Origin of the sequence: Streptomyces sp. NBC_01433 (genome assembly GCF_026340105.1) — a bacterium.
Classification (GTDB): domain Bacteria; phylum Actinomycetota; class Actinomycetes; order Streptomycetales; family Streptomycetaceae; genus Streptomyces.
Map to the genome: position 1 here is coordinate 90,090 of NZ_JAPEPM010000007.1, position 17,881 is coordinate 107,970.

The 17,881-nt window shown below is 72.8% G+C and carries 16 protein-coding genes; 1 reads left to right on the forward strand and 15 read right to left on the reverse strand.

The window, feature by feature from the left end; translation table 11 throughout:
- Nucleotides 1-29: 29 nt before the first annotated feature.
- Nucleotides 30-4,721: a MobF family relaxase gene (gene mobF / locus OG413_RS45450; RefSeq protein ID WP_266814416.1), complete on the reverse strand. Its 4,692-nt coding sequence runs from the start codon at nucleotides 4,719-4,721 to the stop codon at nucleotides 30-32.
- Nucleotides 4,722-5,210: 489 nt separating this feature from the next.
- On the opposite strand from mobF, the gene OG413_RS45455 reads away from it, so the two are divergent.
- Nucleotides 5,211-5,936, forward strand: a complete 726-nt coding sequence (locus OG413_RS45455) for a hypothetical protein (protein WP_266814418.1) — start codon at nucleotides 5,211-5,213, stop codon at nucleotides 5,934-5,936.
- A gap of 67 nt (nucleotides 5,937-6,003) precedes the next feature.
- Here OG413_RS45455 and OG413_RS45460 read toward each other — a convergent pair whose 3' ends face one another.
- The 14 genes from OG413_RS45460 to OG413_RS45525 all read right to left on the reverse strand — a co-directional run bounded on the left by OG413_RS45460 (nucleotide 6,004) and on the right by OG413_RS45525 (nucleotide 17,514).
- Complete coding sequence (locus tag OG413_RS45460) at nucleotides 6,004-6,426, reverse strand: hypothetical protein (RefSeq protein WP_266814420.1); 423 nt, start codon at nucleotides 6,424-6,426, stop codon at nucleotides 6,004-6,006.
- A 202-nt stretch (nucleotides 6,427-6,628) separates the two neighbouring features.
- Entirely contained in the window at nucleotides 6,629-7,159 is a 531-nt protein-coding gene (locus tag OG413_RS45465; RefSeq protein WP_266814422.1) for a hypothetical protein, read from the reverse strand.
- A 198-nt stretch (nucleotides 7,160-7,357) separates the two neighbouring features.
- Entirely contained in the window at nucleotides 7,358-8,110 is a 753-nt protein-coding gene (locus OG413_RS45470) for a hypothetical protein (protein WP_266814424.1), read from the reverse strand.
- A 187-nt stretch (nucleotides 8,111-8,297) separates the two neighbouring features.
- Nucleotides 8,298-8,765, reverse strand: coding sequence for a hypothetical protein (locus OG413_RS45475; protein WP_266814426.1), 468 nt, complete (start codon nucleotides 8,763-8,765; stop codon nucleotides 8,298-8,300).
- Nucleotides 8,766-8,935: 170 nt separating this feature from the next.
- On the reverse strand, nucleotides 8,936-9,256 hold the full coding sequence (locus OG413_RS45480) for a hypothetical protein (RefSeq protein WP_266814428.1): 321 nt from the start codon (nucleotides 9,254-9,256) through the stop codon (nucleotides 8,936-8,938).
- A gap of 343 nt (nucleotides 9,257-9,599) precedes the next feature.
- The gene (locus OG413_RS45485) at nucleotides 9,600-10,349 is read right to left on the reverse strand and encodes a VWA domain-containing protein (protein WP_266814430.1); all 750 of its coding nucleotides are present in this window, start codon (nucleotides 10,347-10,349) and stop codon (nucleotides 9,600-9,602) included.
- Between the two features lie 336 nt (nucleotides 10,350-10,685).
- Nucleotides 10,686-11,111: a hypothetical protein gene (locus OG413_RS45490; RefSeq protein WP_266814432.1), complete on the reverse strand. Its 426-nt coding sequence runs from the start codon at nucleotides 11,109-11,111 to the stop codon at nucleotides 10,686-10,688.
- A gap of 260 nt (nucleotides 11,112-11,371) precedes the next feature.
- The gene (locus OG413_RS45495) at nucleotides 11,372-12,010 is read right to left on the reverse strand and encodes a hypothetical protein (RefSeq protein WP_266814434.1); all 639 of its coding nucleotides are present in this window, start codon (nucleotides 12,008-12,010) and stop codon (nucleotides 11,372-11,374) included.
- Between the two features lie 271 nt (nucleotides 12,011-12,281).
- Complete coding sequence (locus OG413_RS45500) at nucleotides 12,282-12,965, reverse strand: hypothetical protein (protein WP_266814435.1); 684 nt, start codon at nucleotides 12,963-12,965, stop codon at nucleotides 12,282-12,284.
- 168 nt (nucleotides 12,966-13,133) lie between these two features.
- The gene (locus tag OG413_RS45505) at nucleotides 13,134-14,045 is read right to left on the reverse strand and encodes a hypothetical protein (RefSeq protein WP_266814436.1); all 912 of its coding nucleotides are present in this window, start codon (nucleotides 14,043-14,045) and stop codon (nucleotides 13,134-13,136) included.
- A 349-nt stretch (nucleotides 14,046-14,394) separates the two neighbouring features.
- On the reverse strand, nucleotides 14,395-15,183 hold the full coding sequence (locus OG413_RS45510; RefSeq protein WP_266814438.1) for a hypothetical protein: 789 nt from the start codon (nucleotides 15,181-15,183) through the stop codon (nucleotides 14,395-14,397).
- A 451-nt stretch (nucleotides 15,184-15,634) separates the two neighbouring features.
- Nucleotides 15,635-16,063: a hypothetical protein gene (locus OG413_RS45515; protein WP_266814440.1), complete on the reverse strand. Its 429-nt coding sequence runs from the start codon at nucleotides 16,061-16,063 to the stop codon at nucleotides 15,635-15,637.
- A gap of 212 nt (nucleotides 16,064-16,275) precedes the next feature.
- Nucleotides 16,276-16,881 (reverse strand): uridine kinase, encoded by a 606-nt coding sequence (locus OG413_RS45520; protein WP_266814442.1) that lies wholly within the window; start codon nucleotides 16,879-16,881, stop codon nucleotides 16,276-16,278.
- Nucleotides 16,882-17,247: 366 nt separating this feature from the next.
- The gene (locus OG413_RS45525) at nucleotides 17,248-17,514 is read right to left on the reverse strand and encodes a hypothetical protein (protein WP_266814444.1); all 267 of its coding nucleotides are present in this window, start codon (nucleotides 17,512-17,514) and stop codon (nucleotides 17,248-17,250) included.
- Between the last annotated feature and the right edge of the window lie 367 nt (nucleotides 17,515-17,881).

Sequence of the window (17,881 nt, forward strand, 5' to 3'; positions counted from 1 at the left end):
GGCGGCGTTGAGGCCGCGCGGTGTGGTGTTCAGCGGGTCGGGGGCCGGTGGCCGGGGCCATGTGTGTCGGGCGGGGGCTGCTGGCGCAGCGGCGAGTTCGGCGGCAGGAGGGCCGCGCGGTCGGCGGCGGTGCGGGCCCGCATCTGCTCCAGGCGGCGCTCGACGCGGGCATGGGTGTACAGGTCGATCGCGTCGGTGAGGTGGTCCCATTCCTCGCCGTCGAGGCCCGCGGGGCGCGGGCCCAGGACGTCGGGGCCTGCGCGGTGGTGGCGGCGCCGGTAGTCGCCGATGCCGGTGAGGAGCTTGGTGTAGGCGCGCTGCTCGTCCTCGTCGTCGTCGCCGGGGGCTGTGATTTCCTCCATCCAGGATTCGGGCAGGGGCTCGCCGGCGAGGACGGCGGCCAGGGCACGCCGCGCGAGGCGTGCATCGAGCGCTCCGTAGGAGAGGGGGGCGACGCCGAAGGGGTCGCGCAGGGCCGGGTGGTCGGGCAGGGGCCCGGTGGGCGGCGGCGTGTCGAGGTGGCTGAGGGTTGCTTCGATCATGACCGAGGCGGGGGCGTCGGGTGGCGGGAGGTGCACTGGGCGGCGGCGTCCGGACAGGGCGCGCACCCGGGCGTCCAGGTCGTCCCAGGCCGCGGCGTCCTGCGAGTCGGCGGGGCGCGGGCCCAGTCCGGGGGTGCCGGTGATGGCGTGGCGGGTGCGCCACAGTTCCACCAGTGCGGCGGTTGTGGCCCACGCGTGGCGCCTGCGGGGGGCGCTGGCGGGTGGCGGCGGGCCAAGAAGGCGGGCCCAGGCGGGCGGGGATCCGGCCAGGGTGTGGCCGCGGTCGGCCAGGGAGCGGGCCAGGATGCGGTGGCGCTCGGCGAGGTGTGTGACCCAGTGCTCGGGGGTGTCGGCGTGGACCAGGGCATGGGAGTCGGCGACCCAGTCGGGTATTTCACCACGGTAGTTGGGGCGGTGTGGGGCGTGGTCGGGCAGGCGTTCGCGCCACCGCAGCTCGGCGTAGATCTTGTCGGAGACGGCGTCGGCGCGGGCCAGCGCGGCACGCGCGGAGCGCTGGCGATCGGCCGTGGCGGTACGCCGGGTCGACAGGGTCCGCCGGATCGCGGCCAGTGAGGTGGCGCCGGGGGCGGCGCTGCTGGTGGCCCGCTCGCGCTGGAAGTCCTCGCGGGCGGCGTCGCGCCAGTTCAGGGCGCGGCGCAGCTGGGACTCGCGGGTGAGGGTGGCGATGACGTGCCGGGCCGTGTCGGAGAGCGGGGTCCTGATTCTCTGGGCGCGGCGGATCTGGGTGCGTACAAGGGCCAGTTGGGCGGCGAGTTCGCGGCGGGACAGTTCTCCCATGGGGCGCTGGTCCCAGGGGGGGTGGGTGTGGCCGGCGCGGGTGGTGACGTCGGTGGGCAGGTGGGTGAAGGCGGCGTCGGCGGCCTTGAGCGCCTCGCGGGCGGTGGCGCGGTGGGAGGCGGCGAGCCGGGTCAGGGTATGCAGTTGGGTCAGCGTGAGCCCGGCCAGGGGACGGGGTCGGTCCTCCTGCTGGGCTTCGGCGGCGTCCTTCAGGCGCTCGCGCAGCCGCCAGGTGAGCACTGCGGAGGGGTCGTCCGCATCGGCGAAGCCGCGCCTGGGCACGGTGGCGGACAGCAGACGGGGCAGGTCGAATCCGGCCCGTTCGGCGTCGTGGAGCGCGCGGATCAGGGCCGGGTAGGCGTCGGCGGCCATGAACCAGGCCGCCCGGTCGGTGCCGAGGGTATGTGCGAGAAGGCCGGTCAGCCGGGCGGTGGTGGCGCGCTCGGCGACGTCGGCGAATTCGGCGGACAACTGCCCGGGTGCGGCGACTTCTTGCTGCAACGCGGCGATCGACTCGGTCGCCGACAGCTGGGCGCGGCGTCTGGCTGCTATCGAGGCGAGGACGTCGTCCAGGCGGTCGCCGTCCTCGATCGCGACGTAGAGGCGGTTGGTGCGCGCCCCGCGGGTCAGCTGGACGTAGACGCCTTCGCGGTTGGAGCGGGCGGAGGCCAGCGCGTGCGAGGTGTCGACCGTCATGCCCTGGGAGCGGTGGATGGTGGAGGCGTAGCCGAGCTCGCACTGGGCGGCCATGTAGTTCGCGGGCAGGCGGATGCGGCCGCCGTGCTGGGTGTGGCGGACCACCACGTCCCCGCTGGGCAGGATCTGCTGGATGGCCCAGGTGTCGCCGTTCTTCACGAAGTCGCGCCCGCCGCGCACGGTCATGCGCCGCCGGTTGAGGCGGGTGACGATGACGTCGCCGAGGTGCGCGTGCTGCCCGGCCCGCAGGGCGGCGGACCGGGTGGTGTCGACGGTCCCGGCCTCGATGTGCCAGGCCTGGGCGCGCAGGTTGAGCTCGGTCACGGTCGCCGTGTCGGCGGCCGTCATCAGCGAGGTGAGCCCCTTGCCCAGGTCCTTGGCCCAGGCGGCGAAGACCATGTCGCACATCGCTTCGTAGTTTCCTGCGACGATCCGGCCCTTGTCCCGGTACCAGTCGAAGGCGGCCCGGTGGTCTTCACCGTCGCGAAGGACAAGGGAGGCGTCGGCCTCCCCGGCCACCCGGAAGCGGTGCAGCTGGTCGAGTTCGACGGCGGCGCCCGCCCGGGAGATGAGCCGCAGGGCTCCCCCGGCCTCGACGGCGGCGAGCTGGTGCGGGTCGCCGAGCAGGCGCACTACCGCGCCGGCGGCAGCCGCATCCGCGAGGATCCGATCGAGCAGGAGGGTGCCGGCCATGCCCGCCTCGTCGACCAGGACGACGTCGCCAGGTCGTAGCTGGAAGTCCTTGCCGACCGTCTTTCCGTCGGTCGCCCGGCCGCGCTGGTGCAGCCAGGAGTGCAGGGTGTGGGCGCGCGCATCGAGGTCGCCGCCGAGGACTTTCGCCGCGCGGGAGGACGGGGCGAGCGGGATCAGCCGGCCGCCGGCCGCGTCCACGGCCTTCGCCACCAGACGCATCGCCGTCGTCTTTCCGGCCCCCGCCGGTCCAAGGCCGGCCAGCAGCAGCTTCTCCGACAGGACGAAGGAGGAGGCCAGCGCGCGCTGTCCGGCGTCCATCGGGCCGCGGTTCAAGGCGGCGATACGGGCGAAGGTGCCGCGCCCGACCGGCGGGATCACGCTTCGGCGCGCGGCGGCCAGGAGCCGGTTCTCGGCCGCCAGAAGGGAGTGGGTGGTGTAGGTCTGCGACCCGATCGGCCGGTAGAGGGATGTGCCGTCTGCGCGCTGCAGCTCCGGGTGCGGCGGGTTGATCTCGGGCGGGGTGATGTCCAGACAGTCGACGTGGGCGAGTACCCGGTCGGTGATCTGCTCGGCTGCCTGAGGTTCAGCGGTGGCCCCGGCCAGGGTCCGCATCAAGTAGCGGCGCGCCTCGGCCAGGACGTGGCGGCGTCGGAAGGTCGTACGGCGCTCGCAGACCGCTGCCAGGACTTCCTCGGCCGCGGCGGCGAGGTCGAATGCGGCTGGGGCGGGCCGGGCTTGGGCGGCGGCCTGCGCGGTAGCCAGCAGATTGTCCACGGTGGCGCGGTCGGTGGCCGCGATCGCCCGGCGCCGCCAGTCGCCGAGCAGCTCGTTCAGGGAGCGGGCCTGACGCTTGGGCGGGCGGGTCTTCACGGTCGCCTGCCACTGCAGCCGGGTACGTGCGGGCCGCCCCGGCTGGCGGCCGTGGCGGCGCCGGTAGTCGTCGAACAGGGTGTCCGCCATGGTGCGCACTGCGTGGGAGCGCTGCGCGAACGCGGCGCGCAGACGCCGGTCGATGCCGACGATTTGCATCACCGGCCGCTGGCCGGGGGTGACCTCGACCTCTTCGGCGGCCAGGCCCAGGCGGGAGCAGACGAGCTCGAGGGAGCGCTGGTTGAACAGCTCGCTGGCGACCACGACATCGCGCAGCAGGAGGCGGGAGTCCAGGTTGCGCCATCGGCCGTCCGGCCCTTTCACACGCGGGGATATGACCGCGTGCTCGTGCACCATCGGATCGCCCGCACGGGATTCGTAGTGGAGGTAGACGGTCGCGAGCAGGCCGGGCTCGGCCCGCTGCTGGGCCACGCCGCCCGGGCCGGTACGGACCGCGAGCGCATGGTTCTCCAGCCAGGACATGGCCTCGGAGCGTGCTTGGGCCAGGACCTCAAGGACGATCCGCCGCACCTCGGGGCCGCCGAGCGCGAACAGCAGCGACAGCTCCTCGGAGGAGAAGGTGAGGTCGTAGCCGGTCAGTGCACGGCGTTGCGGGCCGGTTCGCGCGGCCAGGTACCGGCCGAGCTCGGCGCCGTCGGACGGGGCCCGGTGGTACTCGGCCTCGAAGGCACGCGCCGCACACTGCATCCGCAGGTTCTTCGTCTCAGACTTCGTCAGCGGGCGGCACAGCTGCTCACTGACACGCGCGAGGGCCTCCTCGATCTCCTTGTCGAGCGGGGAGAGTTCAGCAAGGCGCGGTACGGCCGGCCCGAGCTTGGCCGCCTTCATGGCCCGCTTGAGGGAGGCTCCTTCGCTCAGTTCGCGGGCCGCGATCACCTCGGCGTCGGGGTGCATGCCGAGTCCGAACAGGGCCCGCATCTGCGTGTCGCTCACGATGCCGGACAGCCCCAGAGCGCGGGCGGCCTGCCCGTGCCACACGCCGGGCGGCACCCCGGGCACGCTGGAGGACACCGTCAGCTCGGTGCCCTGAGCACCGTCGCCGAGGGCGATGTTGCGCCGGTAATAGCGCTCCCGCCCCGCGGTGAACGCGTTCGCTGTCATCCCCACGACGCCAGAAGATCACCGCGTTACAGGTCGGTGCGGGCCATGACCGGTGCGGAGCTCCGAACCTCCCAGGGCTCGAAAAACAACCTTCGAACGCGTCCCGCCCCAAGGGAAATCGGCCCTTGAGCACGGTGGCGCGTCAAAAGTGCCAGAGGTGTACTGCGACCGACCTGCCACCGGCCGGCGGCCACACACCCTCACCGTCATCGGCCCTCACCACCGGCCCGGCACCCGTGGCACCCACACACCACCGGCACCCACCGGCACCCCGGTTCAGGCAGCCCCCTCACCAGGACCGCCCCCGGCCGGAGCCCTCTCCCCCGCCGGGTTCGGACGTCGTCCCGTGAGCAGGACCGGGCGCAGCGACGGGTGTGCTACGGCCTGGGACGTGAACGGCTCCAGCGGGTTGGCAGGTGTGCGGGCGGCTGAGACTGGCGTGACGCGGCCCGCCACGGGGGTGGGCCGGTCGGCCGGGAGGTGGCTGCGGTGGCGTCAAGCCGGACCAAGGGCAAGGGGAAGAACAGCGAGCTGCTGGCACGCCGGAAGGCGGCGTTGGAGCGTGCTGCGGAGCGGATGGCCGAGCGGCGGCGGGTGGCGGAGGAAGCGGAGGCCGAGCGGCTGCGCCAGGAGGCGGCGTTCGATGACCTGGTGGCGGACTTCGAGTTGGCAGTGGAGGACGAGGCTGTGGCGGCCTCCGAGGTGGAGGAGGAGGTGGCTCGGGTGCGTGAGCGCGGCCAGGTGCGGATCGACGCGGCGAAGGTGGCGGCGGCGCGGGTCGTGCTGGCGATGGGCAAGGCCGGGGAGACGGTGGCCGGGTGCGGGCACCGGCTGGGTGTGGGGGCAGAGCGGATCAAGGAGCTGCGGCGGCTGGGGCGTGAGGACTCGGCCGGGGAGGGCTCGGAGACGGCACTGGGGAAGGTGAAGGCGGACGCCTCGGAGAGGGCGAGGGTGCCGGAGAAGGCGAAGGCGGGCGGGCCGGGCGGGGAGCAGCAGCTTGATGGTGTGCGGGCGCCGGGGCAGGCGGGCGCGGTGTCGCGCGGCGAGGGTGCGGCTGCGGCCGCCGCTCCTGCGGTGACTGCTCCGGCTGCTCCTGCGGTTCCTCCGGTCGCTCCTGCCCAGGATGTTCTTCCGACCACTCCGCCGGCCGGGCCCTCGGGGGCGCCGGGAGGTGTGGGCGGGGCACGGCCGGGGTGGCCGGAGTCGTCGCGGTGAGGCGGGGTGCGGGTATGGAGCGGCCCCGGCTACCGCGGGGGCGGTGGCCGGGGCCGGGGGTCGGGGTTCAGCTGGGCTGGTTCGACCAGGGGGCGGCTGGCCGCTGGGGCGCGGCCGGCTGGGGGGCCGCCGGGGTCTGCTGCTGGGTGGGATAGGCGGTGGGCGCGGCGGGCTGCTGCTGTTGCCAGGTGCCGGGCGCGGGGGCCTGCTGTTGGGGGACGTGGCCGGTGAAGCGGCCGGGGTCGATGTCCTTGAGGTAGACGATGACGGTGGCCTGGTCGGCGACGAAGATGCGTTCGTGGATGCCGGGCGGGGTGAGGACCCACACGATGGTGTCGCGGCGCTGGGAGCGGCGGATGAGCGGCGGGGGGAGGGTGACCTCCTCGGTGTTGTCGGTGTCCGGGTTGGTCTCGGGGACCGTGATGTGGTCGACGGCGCTGAAGAGTCCGGCGTATTGGGCGAGTTCGTTGATGGTGGTCTCGTGCTTCACGGCGCTCCCCCCTTCTGGTTGTGGCCTGGCCTGCTGGTTCGTTCGGACGCTAGGCGGCCTGGGGGGCGTGTGGGGCGCGGGTGGGGTATGGGTGCCGGGAGGCGGGATACGGGTTGGGGTGGCGGGTGCCTCAGGCGGGAAACACGGGGGCGGCCCCGCGCCGGACGGGTGTCCGGCGCGGGGCCGCAGGGTGGTGCGGGGGTTACTTGGTGGTCATGGTGAGCTGCATGCCCTCGTCGTCGTAGGCGATGTGGAGCAGGAAGTGGGTGGCGTTGTCGGCGGTGGCGGTGCGCAGCATGTCGATCAGGGCCGGGCCGTCGCCGGGGGTGGTGGTGAGGTCGAGGGTTTCGTGGAGGTCGTCGCCGCCGAGGACGGTGGAGGGGTCGGAGCCCGGTCCCCAGGTGTCGGCGAAGGCGATGTGGCGCCAGTGGCCTTTCTCATCGCGGGCGTTGGGGGTGTTGTCGATGCCGTTGCTCATGAGGAAGGTGCCGTCGCCCTTGATCCACCACAGGCGGGGGTGTGCGTCGGTGTCGCCGGGGCCGAGGGCGTGCTTGGGTGCTGCGATGGCGTGCTCGGCGGCGGAGAGGACCTGGTCGAGGGGGAAGGTGAGGGTGCAGTCCTGTTTGGCGGTGGGCCGGTAGGCGTCGCCGAGGACTTCGCGGAGCAGGGCGTCGAAGTACTCGGGGGTGCCGGGCTGCGGGTCTGCTTCGGTGGTCGGGGTGTGCTGGTTCATGTCGGGGTCCCTGTCGGTCGAGCTGGATGGAGGTGTGCGGGGCCGCCTGTGGCGTGGTGCTGGGGCGGGCGCGGCAGGGGTGACGGTGGGATGCCGGGGGGTTAGCCGGGCAAGGCACGGCACTGTGGGGTGGGGTATGCGGGCGGCCCCGGGCCGGGGACAGGTGTCCGGCACGGGGCCGCTTCTGGGGCGGGCGGGTTACTTGTGGGGGGCGCGGTTGAGGCAGGCGTCGATGCTGGGAGCGGTGCAGCGGGGCGGGCAGGGGGACGGCGCCAGGTTGGTGAGGAGGTCGCGGACGTCGTTGGTGCCCTTGGCCGTCTTCGTGGTGAGGGGGTCCGACGGGTAGGTGAGCGTGGCGCGCAGCACCTTGCCGGAGCGGGCCCCGATGATGACGTGGCCGTTCACGCCGTGCGGGCCGCGGGCGGCCAGGCGGAGCAGATGGACGGCCTTGCCTGTCTTCCAGGTCAGGCGTAGCTCCTTGGATGCGGCCAGGTCGACGATCCGTTGCGTGTATGTGGTGAGCCCGTGCGGGGCGATGGGAACGTCGGCGCGGAGGGTGTGCAGGTCTGTGGCGTCGTCGCCCAGGGTGATCGTCAGGGTGTTGTGGCCGTCGCGATGGGCGCGGATCAGATCGGAGTGCAGGCACTGCCTGGTGTTCGGGTCGTGCAGCGGGAATGCGTCGATCACGCGGTCGTCGGCGCCGAGAATGCCGGATGCGTCGTCACCGCCGGGCCCGTACCCCTGGGCGAACACATCGCGGGGTGCGCCTGGGTGGGTGGAGTTCCCGGTCAGGTACGTGCCGCTCCTGTCGCGTAGCCACCACAGGGCGGCGTGGACGTCTTCCTCGTTCTGGCACTGGTCGTAGGTGGCGCGCAGCGTGTGGCGTGGGGCGAGCATCGAATGGGTGGCGACGTCGAGGACCTCGTTGAGGGCAAACCTCAGGGTGAGCATGTGGTGTTGGCCTATCCGTTCGGGTGCTGCGGGATTCGTGGGCGGCGGAGCGGGGGCGGGAGCGCCGGGCGGACACGAGGGGCGGGTCACGGCGAGTTGGGCGTCTCGGCGTGAGGTGTCGCCGCCGTGTGCGCGGGGTGGCCCCGCCCGGCGGCGGGGTGCAGGACGGGGCCGTGGCGCGGGAGGGTCAGCGGCGGCGAGGAGCGGCGCGGGTTCCGGCGAGGTTGACCAGGGCGGTGGGCTCCGGGACGGCGGAGAAGCCGGTCGGGTCGACGCTGAGGTGGACGATCCAGTGGTCGGGGCCGGTGACCTTGATGACGTCGCCGGTGGAGACGGACCGGATGTCGTTGGGCCAGGTCTGGCCGTTGTCGTCGGGCCCCTGGTGATTGCCGACGGTGTAGGCGGCGTCGGCGGCGCCCTCGTGGGTGCGGATGCGGTCGCTGGCGTGGAAGACCAGGCGCAGGGGGCTGCCGTCTCGGCGGGTGGCCTCGGCGAGCGGGTGGCCCAGCTGGTAGCCGTCGAAGTTGTGGGGCGCGGTGTTCATGTAGACGGTGGCGGTGTACGCGGCCGGGGCGGGGGCGGTGTCGACGGGGGCGGCATCGACGGTGTCGATGCGGGCGGTGACGGTGAGAGGGCGAGTCACGGCGGTCGTCATGGGGGTGGTACTCCCATCGGGGTGGGGCTGGTTGATGGGGTGACGGTGCGGTGGCGGCCGGTTAGCCGGGCAAGCCGTGGCGGACCGACGGACGGACGGCGAGGGGGTATGGGTGCGGCCCCGTACCCGGGCTGTGGGGTCCGGGTACGGGGCCGTTGTGGGAGAGGGAGTCAGTCGTAGCAGGGGCCCGCGAGGGTGGGGCCGTAGCTGTCGCCGGGCTGGCCGGCTGCCTGGGGACCGCCTCCGGAGTGGCCAAGGACGATCCACTCGCGCACGGGGTAGTAGCCGGTGCAGTCCGGGAGGCACGGTTCTTCCTCGTGGCCGAGGAAGTTGCCGCCGCACGCGCAGGATTCGGACCACTCGGTGACGACCCGGCGAGGGGTGGGCGGCTTGAGCTCGGCGAGGTTGCGCTCGATGTGCTGCCGTATCGCGGGGTACGGGGTCTCGGCGGCGCGGCGCAGCATGCGCTGCCGCTTCTGGGTGTAGGTCACGGCCACGGGCTCTTTGTGGGCGGGGGCTTGAGGCGGCCCGAGGGGGCGGGAGGGGGCACCGCTCCCCCGGGCCGGTGTGCTGACCATGGCCGGGTGTGGGGCAAGGGCCGCAACCAGGCGGCTGTTCGGGCACGGTCGGCCGCCGGGCCGGCGGTGCGGCGGTGGCCCCGTCCCCCGGCCAGCCGAACGGGCGGCGGGCGGCGGGCGGCCGGGGTACGGGAACGGGAACGGCCCCGCACCCGGGGACGTGGGCCGGGTGCGGGGCCGTTGCGGGAGAGGCATGGGGATGGCCCCGCCTCCGCAGGAGTACGCGGTGACGGGGCCGGGGGTGGAGAGTGAGGTGTCAGGTGAGGATTCCGGCAGCGGTCGCTGCGGCGAGCCATCCCGCGTACTCGTGGGTGAGGCCGTCGTAGAGCTGATCGTCGGTGACGGTGTGCGGGTTCGCGGCGTGGAAGAACGATGCGTTGTCGACCTTGCGTCCGCGGCGGAGGCCGTCGAGCTTCTCCAGGAACTCGACCCGCCCGCCGAAGCCGACGAACGCCCAGAAGATCGGGAGCTTGGAGGCGTCCTTCAGAGCGCGCTCGGTGGCTCGCCTGTCGTTGGGTGCGCCGTCGGTCTGGAAGATGACGAACGCGGGTCCGGCCTGTCCGCTGGCGCGGTAGTCGCTGATGACGGCATTCATCGCGGCGACGTAGTCGGTTGTCCCCCACGGGGTCCTGCTGTGAGTGCGGTCAACGATTCCCGCGTAGTTGTGGAGGTCTGTAGTGATGGGGGTGTGGGCCTGGGAGGCGAAGTAGATGAGGGGGACGTTGCCGTCGTCGTCGAGGTTCGCGGACAGTCCGAGAGCCTGCTCGGCGAGGCGCTGCACACTGCCGTCGGCGTAGAAGTTGCTCATGCTTCCGGAGTGGTCGAGGACCAGGTACACGGCGGCGCGCTGCCCGGTCAGTCCAGCCTTTTCCAGGGACACGGCGGCGGCCTTGGTGAGGTTGACGAGGCTGCCGGGGATCTTGTCGAGGCTGATTGCCGGGCCCCGGCCAGTGGGGGCCGGAAGCTGGGTGGTGGGTGCGGTGGTGTTCTTGCCGAACAGGTTCATGAATTCTCTCCGTACGTTGTTGGGCGGTGCGTCCCGCAGATGCGGGGCGCAGGGTGAAGATTCGGGCTGGGGGCTGCCGGGCCGTTGCGGGTGGTGACTGGCGGCGGGCTGATGTCAGCTTGAGGGCGCAGCGGGCTAGCGGCGCAAGGTCGTTGGCTGGAGGTCCGGTGGACGGGAGCAGGTGAACAGTTGTCAGCGCACCCGTCCCGCCAGGGGGCAGCGCCGGGGGGCAGGTGGCGGGGAGACCGACCGGTGAAGTGGGGGGCGACGAGAGGGGCGGCCTGGTCGGCGCGGGCGCGGAGGAAGCGGCGGGTGACTGGGCGGCGGGGGTAGTTACTACGGGATGGCGTCCCAGTCGATGCGGGGCGCGCCGCCCGCGAGTTGGGCGAGCGCGGCGAGCACTGTGCTTGCCCTGGTGCAGGAGGCGAAGAGCCGTCCGGCGTCATTGCCGGTCAGGTCCAGTTCCCGCTGGGCGACGATCCAGACGGGCAGGGGCTGGCTGCCGGGTGTGTGGGCGAGGGTCCGGGTGGCGCGGCTGCCGTGGGAGTCGGCGGGATCGTCGGCGACTTCGAGAGTGTGGCCGGTGAAGTGGGCGGCGTATCCGGCGGCGTCCAGGGTCGTCCTGCACGGGGAGTCGGCTTCGTGGGGCGGGGTGTTGGGGTGTAGGAGGGTGGTCCCGCGAAGCCAGGCAGTGGGGTCGTAGTGGTGGGGGTGGGTGAGGATCGCGGTCCGGATACGGGCTGCGAGCTCGGGGTTCGGCATGCTCGGGTTCCCTCTCATTTGGGCGGGGTGCGCTGAGGTACGTTGCCGCGCGGGGGCCTAGTCGCGTACCGCCGGGACCGTGCTGCGGACGGGCCAGGCCGCCGACTGCCGCGGTCGGAGCTGCGGCGGGCGGCGGTCTGGCGCCCCCGTGGGCTCGGGGCTGGAGTACCGGCGTGCTGAACGTCGACGGCGGGGGCGGGTCGGCAGTCCTGGCCGGAGTGGTTCGGCCGTGAGGGGCGGGGTCGGGGTGGGGCCGGTGTCTAGGTGGGGATGGCGGCGGCCTGGGTGCGGTCGAACGCGGCGGCGTTGAGGGCGTAGGCGTGCCAGTTGTGTTCGCCTGCGCGGCGGGAGCCGCGGGCCATGGCGAGGTGCTCACGGTGGCGGCGGATCCAGAAGGCGCGGGTCTTCATCTCCTGGGCGATGCGGGCGGCGGAGCGCTCGTCTTCCGCCCGGCGCTCGTCGATCACGTTCTGCACGTGTTGGAGGGAGGTGGTGTAGCTGGCCTGCCGGGTGCGCTCGGTGGCGGCGAGCAGTGCCGGGGCGTGGCCGAACATTGCCTGGTTGAACGCTGAGTCGGTGAGGTGGCGGCCGGCGTAGCTGTAGTACCGCTGGATGGTCAGGGGGTGTGAGGCCGCGACGTGGTCGGTGATGACCTCCAGCACGGCCGTCCCGTGCCGCAGGGCGGTGTCCAGGGTCTGGATGATCGGTGCGAGCTGGGTTTCGGCGTCACCGGCGAGGACCATGCCGTCCCCGGCGTAGAGGATCTCGGTGCTGTGGACCGTCTCGATGCCGTTCCAGACATGCTGGATGCTGATGAACTTGTTGCCGGGGGCGTCGTAGGCGATGGCCGTGTGGAGGTGGGTGCGTCCGGCGGTGGTCTTGGTAAGCGTGATGGCCATTGGCTTCCTCGGGTGGCGTGTGACCTGCGCGGGGGCTGGGCTTCGTGCCGGGCCGTGGGCGTCCTTGGTCGGGGGTGGGCGGCCGGTCGGAAGAGGGGGCGGGAGGGTGGTCACCGCTCCCCCGGGGCCGGTGGGCTGACTGTGGCCGGGCGTACGCCAATACCTGCAACTCCTGATGGCGCGGGCTCGGCGTCGGGGAGTCGGCGCATCAGGAAGCGACGGGCGCGAGCGGGGCGCGGCGAGGGTGCCGCGCCCCGGCGGGTGGGAGGGGTTACGCGGTGAGAACGGCGGCGCGGGCGGCGCACTTCTCGGCGGCCAGGCGGCGGGCGGTGGGGAGGTCCGGGGCGAGCGGCGAGCGGACGACGTAGCGGTCGTTGCGATGGGTGTTGACGTTGCGCTCCCAGTCGCGGACCTGCGTCCAGGCGTGGCCGCGCGGGTTCCGGCAGGGGTAGCGCTGCTGGTAATACGGGTCGGTCGCCCGGGGCGAGCACGCCTCGCACGGCCACCCCAGGGCCGATGCGTTCGAGCCGCTGAGCGTGCCGTCCGCGTTGAGGACACAGGCGAGGTAGACGCGCCCGATCTGCACGTCTGCGCCGTCGGGGAGCTGCGCTGCGAGGAGCTGCGCGGCCTCCAGTTCGGCGAGCGCTTCGCGGAATGCGCGGTGCGCGTCGTCCAGGCCGGGTTCCCACTGGCCCGGGTCGTCCATGACGGTGCGCGCCTCCACGTACCGCTCCCATGCGTCGGCGGGGTCGGGCAGGTAGGCCAGGTGTCCGGTCCGGGTCACGGCCCACACGGTCGCACCGTCCAGGTCGATGTCCCGGGCGGTGATCCAGCTGCCGCACGGGCAGCGGAACGTGTGGTCCGCAGCGGCGGTGAAGGGGTGGGTGCCGCACTCGGCGCAGATGATGACGGTCACGCACTCGGGGAGCGCGGGGGCAGGGGTGCTCGTGGGCATGGGCGTCTCCAGACGGGGTGAGCAAGACGGGAAGCGGACCGGGCCGGGGGGCGGGTTGGTGGTCACCGCTCCCCCAGGGGCCGATGCGCTGACCATGACCGGGAGCGCCCTTACAGCCGCAACCCGCACGGGCCGGGCCGGCGGGCTGGCCGAGGGCGGGCGGCGCGTTCAGCCCGCCTGGGGGGTGTAGGTGTGCGGGGCCAGGAGGGTAAGCACTTCTGCGATGGGCTCGATCATGTCCGAGGGCAGGAACGCCTTCTTGAGGGCGGCGAGGGCGTCGTGCGGGGCCATGTCCTGGATCTCGTATATGAGGTCGGAGTCGTCGGGGTCGTCGGATGCCACTTCCCGCGCATCCCGCAGGATCGCGTCGAACAGGGTGTGCGCGGCGTCGGCGGCGGTCTCGCCGGGGGCCGGGGGCGGGGTGCTGTTGGTGAGGGCGGTGATGTGCGGGGCGACGCGGGCGGCGGCCTGGTCGGCACGTGCGTGGAGTTCGGCGTCGCAGAGGCGGCGTACCAGGAGGTGGGTGCCCTGGTCGGTGACCTCGTAGCGGGGGTGGTTGTGGCGCAGGACGGTCTGCATGAGGCTGTGGTCGCGGTCGCGCTGGTAGTCGTCGGGGCCCAGGGCGGTGAGTTCGACGACCGGGCCGAGCTCGGGGTGCTCGGTTTCGCGGGCGGTGTAGCCGTGGCGGGGGGTGTCGGTCGGGGTGGTGTGGCGCAGGCGGGTCAGGTCGAACGGCTTGAAGTAGCGGGCGATGGTGTTCGCGCGGGCGGGGCGGGCGGTGGTGGAGTGGCGGATCGGTGTGCGGCGTTCGGCGTTGCCTTCGGCGTTGGTGTGGGGGGCGGTGAGGGGGGCGATCGTGTACGTCATGTACGGGGCGAGGTGGGCGGCGGCCCAGGCGCGGGCGTCGTCGGGGGTGGTGAACGGGCCGTAGGGGTGGAGGGCGACCTGGCTACCGGTGCGGTCGGGTTCGGTGGCCACGATCATGAACGTGCTGGTGAAGGCGCCGCCGACGAACTGGGCGTCGACGGTGCCTATCGGGTTCTGGTCGAGGTCGAGGAGGGTCGTCAGGTGCAGGAACATGCCGGGCTGCCTTCCAGAGGTGGGGGCCGCGGGGCTCCGAGGGCGGGCTGTGCGGCGGGGTGGTGACACTGTCAGGGCGCAGCCGGCAACACCGGCAACCCTGACGGGATACCGGGCGGGCGCCCCGACCAGCGCGGCGGAGGGGCAGCGGAGGCGCGGGGCGGCGGGATGTGGGGGCGGACGTGACATGACCCGCCCCCGTGTGAGGGGGCGGGTCATGTCGGCGGCGTGCTGCGTGTGTCAGCTGGCGGAGCGTCCGGCGATCAGGCGGCTTCCATCCCCGCGAGAGGACGGGAGCCGGGCAAGACGGGGCTCGCGACGGTGCGGATACAGGCCGGGGCCGGAGGGGTCAGCAGACCTTGAAGCCGCCACGAGCCTTGGCGCGCTCCAGGTAGGCGATCCACTCGATCCAGTAGCTGGTGCAGTCGTCCTCGTCACCGAGTTCGGCGGCGAGGAGGGTCTTCACCCGGTCTGCGCCGTGGGTCCGGTAGGCCGCGAGCGCCGCTTCGATCTCCTGCGGGGTGACGAGCCACCCGTCGTTCGATCCGAGCTTGTGCACGGCGATCCCGGACGCGGGTTCCAGATACCAGGTGAGGTGAGCATTGAGCTCCATGACGTAGGTGGCAGCCGCCGTCTTGATCGGGAGTACGTCAGCCACCTCGGGGTTCGTCTCCTCTTCGGCGGCGTCGACGTCTTCCCATGTCACGCCGTCCGGCAGATCAGGGAAGCGGGGCTTCTGGTATCCGGTGACGAGCATGCCCAGCTCGTCCATGACGGTCCGGTACGCGCCCATGCCGTGGATGTTGAGACGGAAGTACGAGGTGTGAGCCGTCTGCATCGCCTCGTACGCCTCGTCGACCTTCTGCTGAGCGGCCCGATATCCGGGGTGCGACACCGCCAGGTGTCGCATCACCTCGCCCGCCTCGATCATGATCTTGGTCAGGGCGGCGGGCTGGTCTTCCTGCTTCATCCGCGCCTTCGCAGCGTCCAGGCGCTGTCTGGCCGCCTGGTACTCGGCCAGACCATGCGGGAGTTCGTCACGCTCGCGCACCGCTTCGTCAAACGCCGCACGTGCCGTCTGGTAGGCGGCCTCTTCCTTGGCGGTCATCGGATCGTGGATGTACATGTCGTAGCCCATGACGGGTCTCCTCAAAGGACGTGGAATTGGCTGTGTGCGCGGACGCCTCGGTCAGCGAGGGCTCTTCGTACGCGCGGTGCGTGCAGCCGGGTCGGCTGGCTGATGGCGGCCCGGCGGGCGGGTTGGTGATCACCGCTCCCCGGGCCGGCCGGTGTGCTGACCATGGCCCGGGGCCGGGCAAGGGCGGCAACCCGCAACCCTGCGGGGCGGGCGCGGGCGGGCGCGGGCGGGCGTGGCGGGGGTTCGCTGTGCCCGCGTGGGGCGGGGCTGCCGGGCAGGCCGACCCCAACTGCCCCAGCCCGCCTCACGGTCGGCGCGGGCACGGGCGCGGTCGGCGCCCGCGCGGTGCGGCGGGGTCAGGGCGCCGGGGGGCGCGGGCGGGACCGGGCCAGGGTGTGCGGCAGGACAACGGCCCCCTGCCTCTCGCAGAGGCAGGGGGCCGGGTTGGGGGTCAGGCGAGGCGGGTGACGGTGATGTCGCCCGCGCGCCGGGAGTCGTCGAAGAGAGCGGTGGCGAGCGCCTTGGGGATGTCCGCCTCGGTGGTGTGGCCGGGGACGATCCGGACGGTGCGGCGGAGGACCTGTCCGGCGTGCTGCTCGGCGAGGCCGGGGCCGGTGGCGCGGAAGTACACGGTGCGGCTGTAGGGCTTGCTGTCGTCGGGGGCAGGGAAGAGCGCGTACCGGGCGCGGCCTGCCCGGTCGGTCAGGCGCAGTGCCGTGTGGGAGGCGAGCGCGAAGTCGGCCCACGTGGAGCGCGCGGCGGGGACGGTGGCGATGACGAACGTGTTGCGGGCGGCGGTGGTGGTGACGTCGGTGAACCCGGCGGTGGTAAGGCTCTTGAGGGCGGTCGCGCGCAGGTCGTCGAGCGTGGTCACGGTCATGGGGAGGCTCCGGGGAACTGGGCGGGGGCGGTGGCCCGCAGGCGGGTGGGGTGGGTGCCGGTCGCTGTGGTGGCCGGGCGGGTTCACCATCGGGGCGCGGCCGGCAAGAACGGCAACCCGGATGTGATATCGAACAGGCGCCTCGACCGGCGCGGCGGAGGCGCGGGGCGGGTGCGCGTACGACGGGGTACCGGCCGGGCGCGGAGCGGCGGTCAGTTGGTGGGGGCGTGGGTCTGCTCAGAGTTGTTGCCGTGCCGGTCAGTGCGAGTGAGATGTGCACCGATCAGGTCGTCAACTGCGGCCAGCAGGTCCGCTGTCGGCTTCGTCCCGTCCAGTACGAGCCCGGCCCGGTGCCGGGAGGGGGCGACGTGTTCTGCGTGGCGCTCGCGGCCGCTGAGCAGGTAGTTGCGCAGGGAGATCAGCGGGTCCTGGTGCTGTACCTCGATCTTGCGCACCAGCTTGCGGGCCAGGCGGATGTCGTCGGGGGCGTCGACGTAGACCTGCCAGGTGGCATGGCTGACGATCTTGGGCAGGGCAAGAGCGAACAGGCCCTCCACCACGACCAGCCGGTGGTCGCCGCTGGTGGCGGCCGCATCGACCGCGGCGGCCGCGGCGGTCTCGTCGATGGACCCGGGGTGGTTCCAATCCAGGATGTCGGCACCCGTGGCGCTCACGGTGCGCATCCCGCGCTGCGGGTCGTTGGCGGGCACGTAGAAGTCGTCCAGGTGGATGAGTGCCACGGCCTCGGGGCGGCGGCGTGCCAACGCCCGCGCGAGACTCGACTTGCCCGAGGCGGTGCCGCCGGCGACGGCCAGCACGGGCCGTCGGTGCCCTGCGCTTGGGGCCCACGTGTTCCGCACGGGTGTCCCTTCTGCCGGGCCGGGGTGTCCGGCGGCCGGGCCGCCGTGCTCGGCGGTTGTGGTGGTGTCGGATGCGGTCATGGCTGCTGCCCTCCGAGGGGTGGGGTGCGTCCGGCGCGGAGATGTCCGGCCGCTGGCGGGCAGCGTGTTCGGCACGCGGCCTAGACCTGCAACCCGCACCCCCCCTGGGGGCTGTCACCGGTTAGGGCAAACCCCGACGTCCCTGACGAGGGTCCTTAGGCCGGAGGAAACGCACGTGCGGTCTGCCCCGGGGGTGTTCCGGGGCAGACCGCACGGTGGTTGCTGGTATGGGGGTGCCAGGGGTCAGGTCGCCGACTTCGAGACCGTGCGCTTGGCCGCCTTGCGGCGCATGCTCTCCCGGCGCAGTGCCGGGAAGACGAAGCCCATCAGGCCGCCGTAGAAGGCGACGACGTACCAGGGCTTTTCCTGCCAGATGGCCGCGACGTTCAGCGCAAGGACCACGACCGACGCGGTCATCAGCTGGGTCATACGGCTCCCCAGGTCCAGCGCCCAAGTCAACGCGGTGAATACGAGAGCAGCGAGCAGGACGGCATCAACAATGTGCGCCATGACAGGTAACTCCTTCGGCTGTACCCGGTGTTCGGGCTGGTCGGGCCGGTGTGGCCCGATCCGGTGGGCACACCATGAAGTCGCGGCCGGTAAGCCGCGCAACACCAGCCGGGTAGCAGCCGTCACCCCCGGAAACCCGCCGGACCAGAGCAGACCGGACACCGACAACACGCACGGCACGCAGCGGGGCGACGGGGCGGCGGGAACGGCACGGACGGCGGGAACCAGCTCAGGAAAGGACCGCGCGCGGCGTGGACTGGGCACGGCGCCGGGCAGGACGTGAGTGTCCGCTGGCGGGTGTGCGGGGAGGGGTGCGGCTGAGGCCCGTACTGCCGGGTGGCGGTACGGGCCTCGGGGGCGGGGCTGG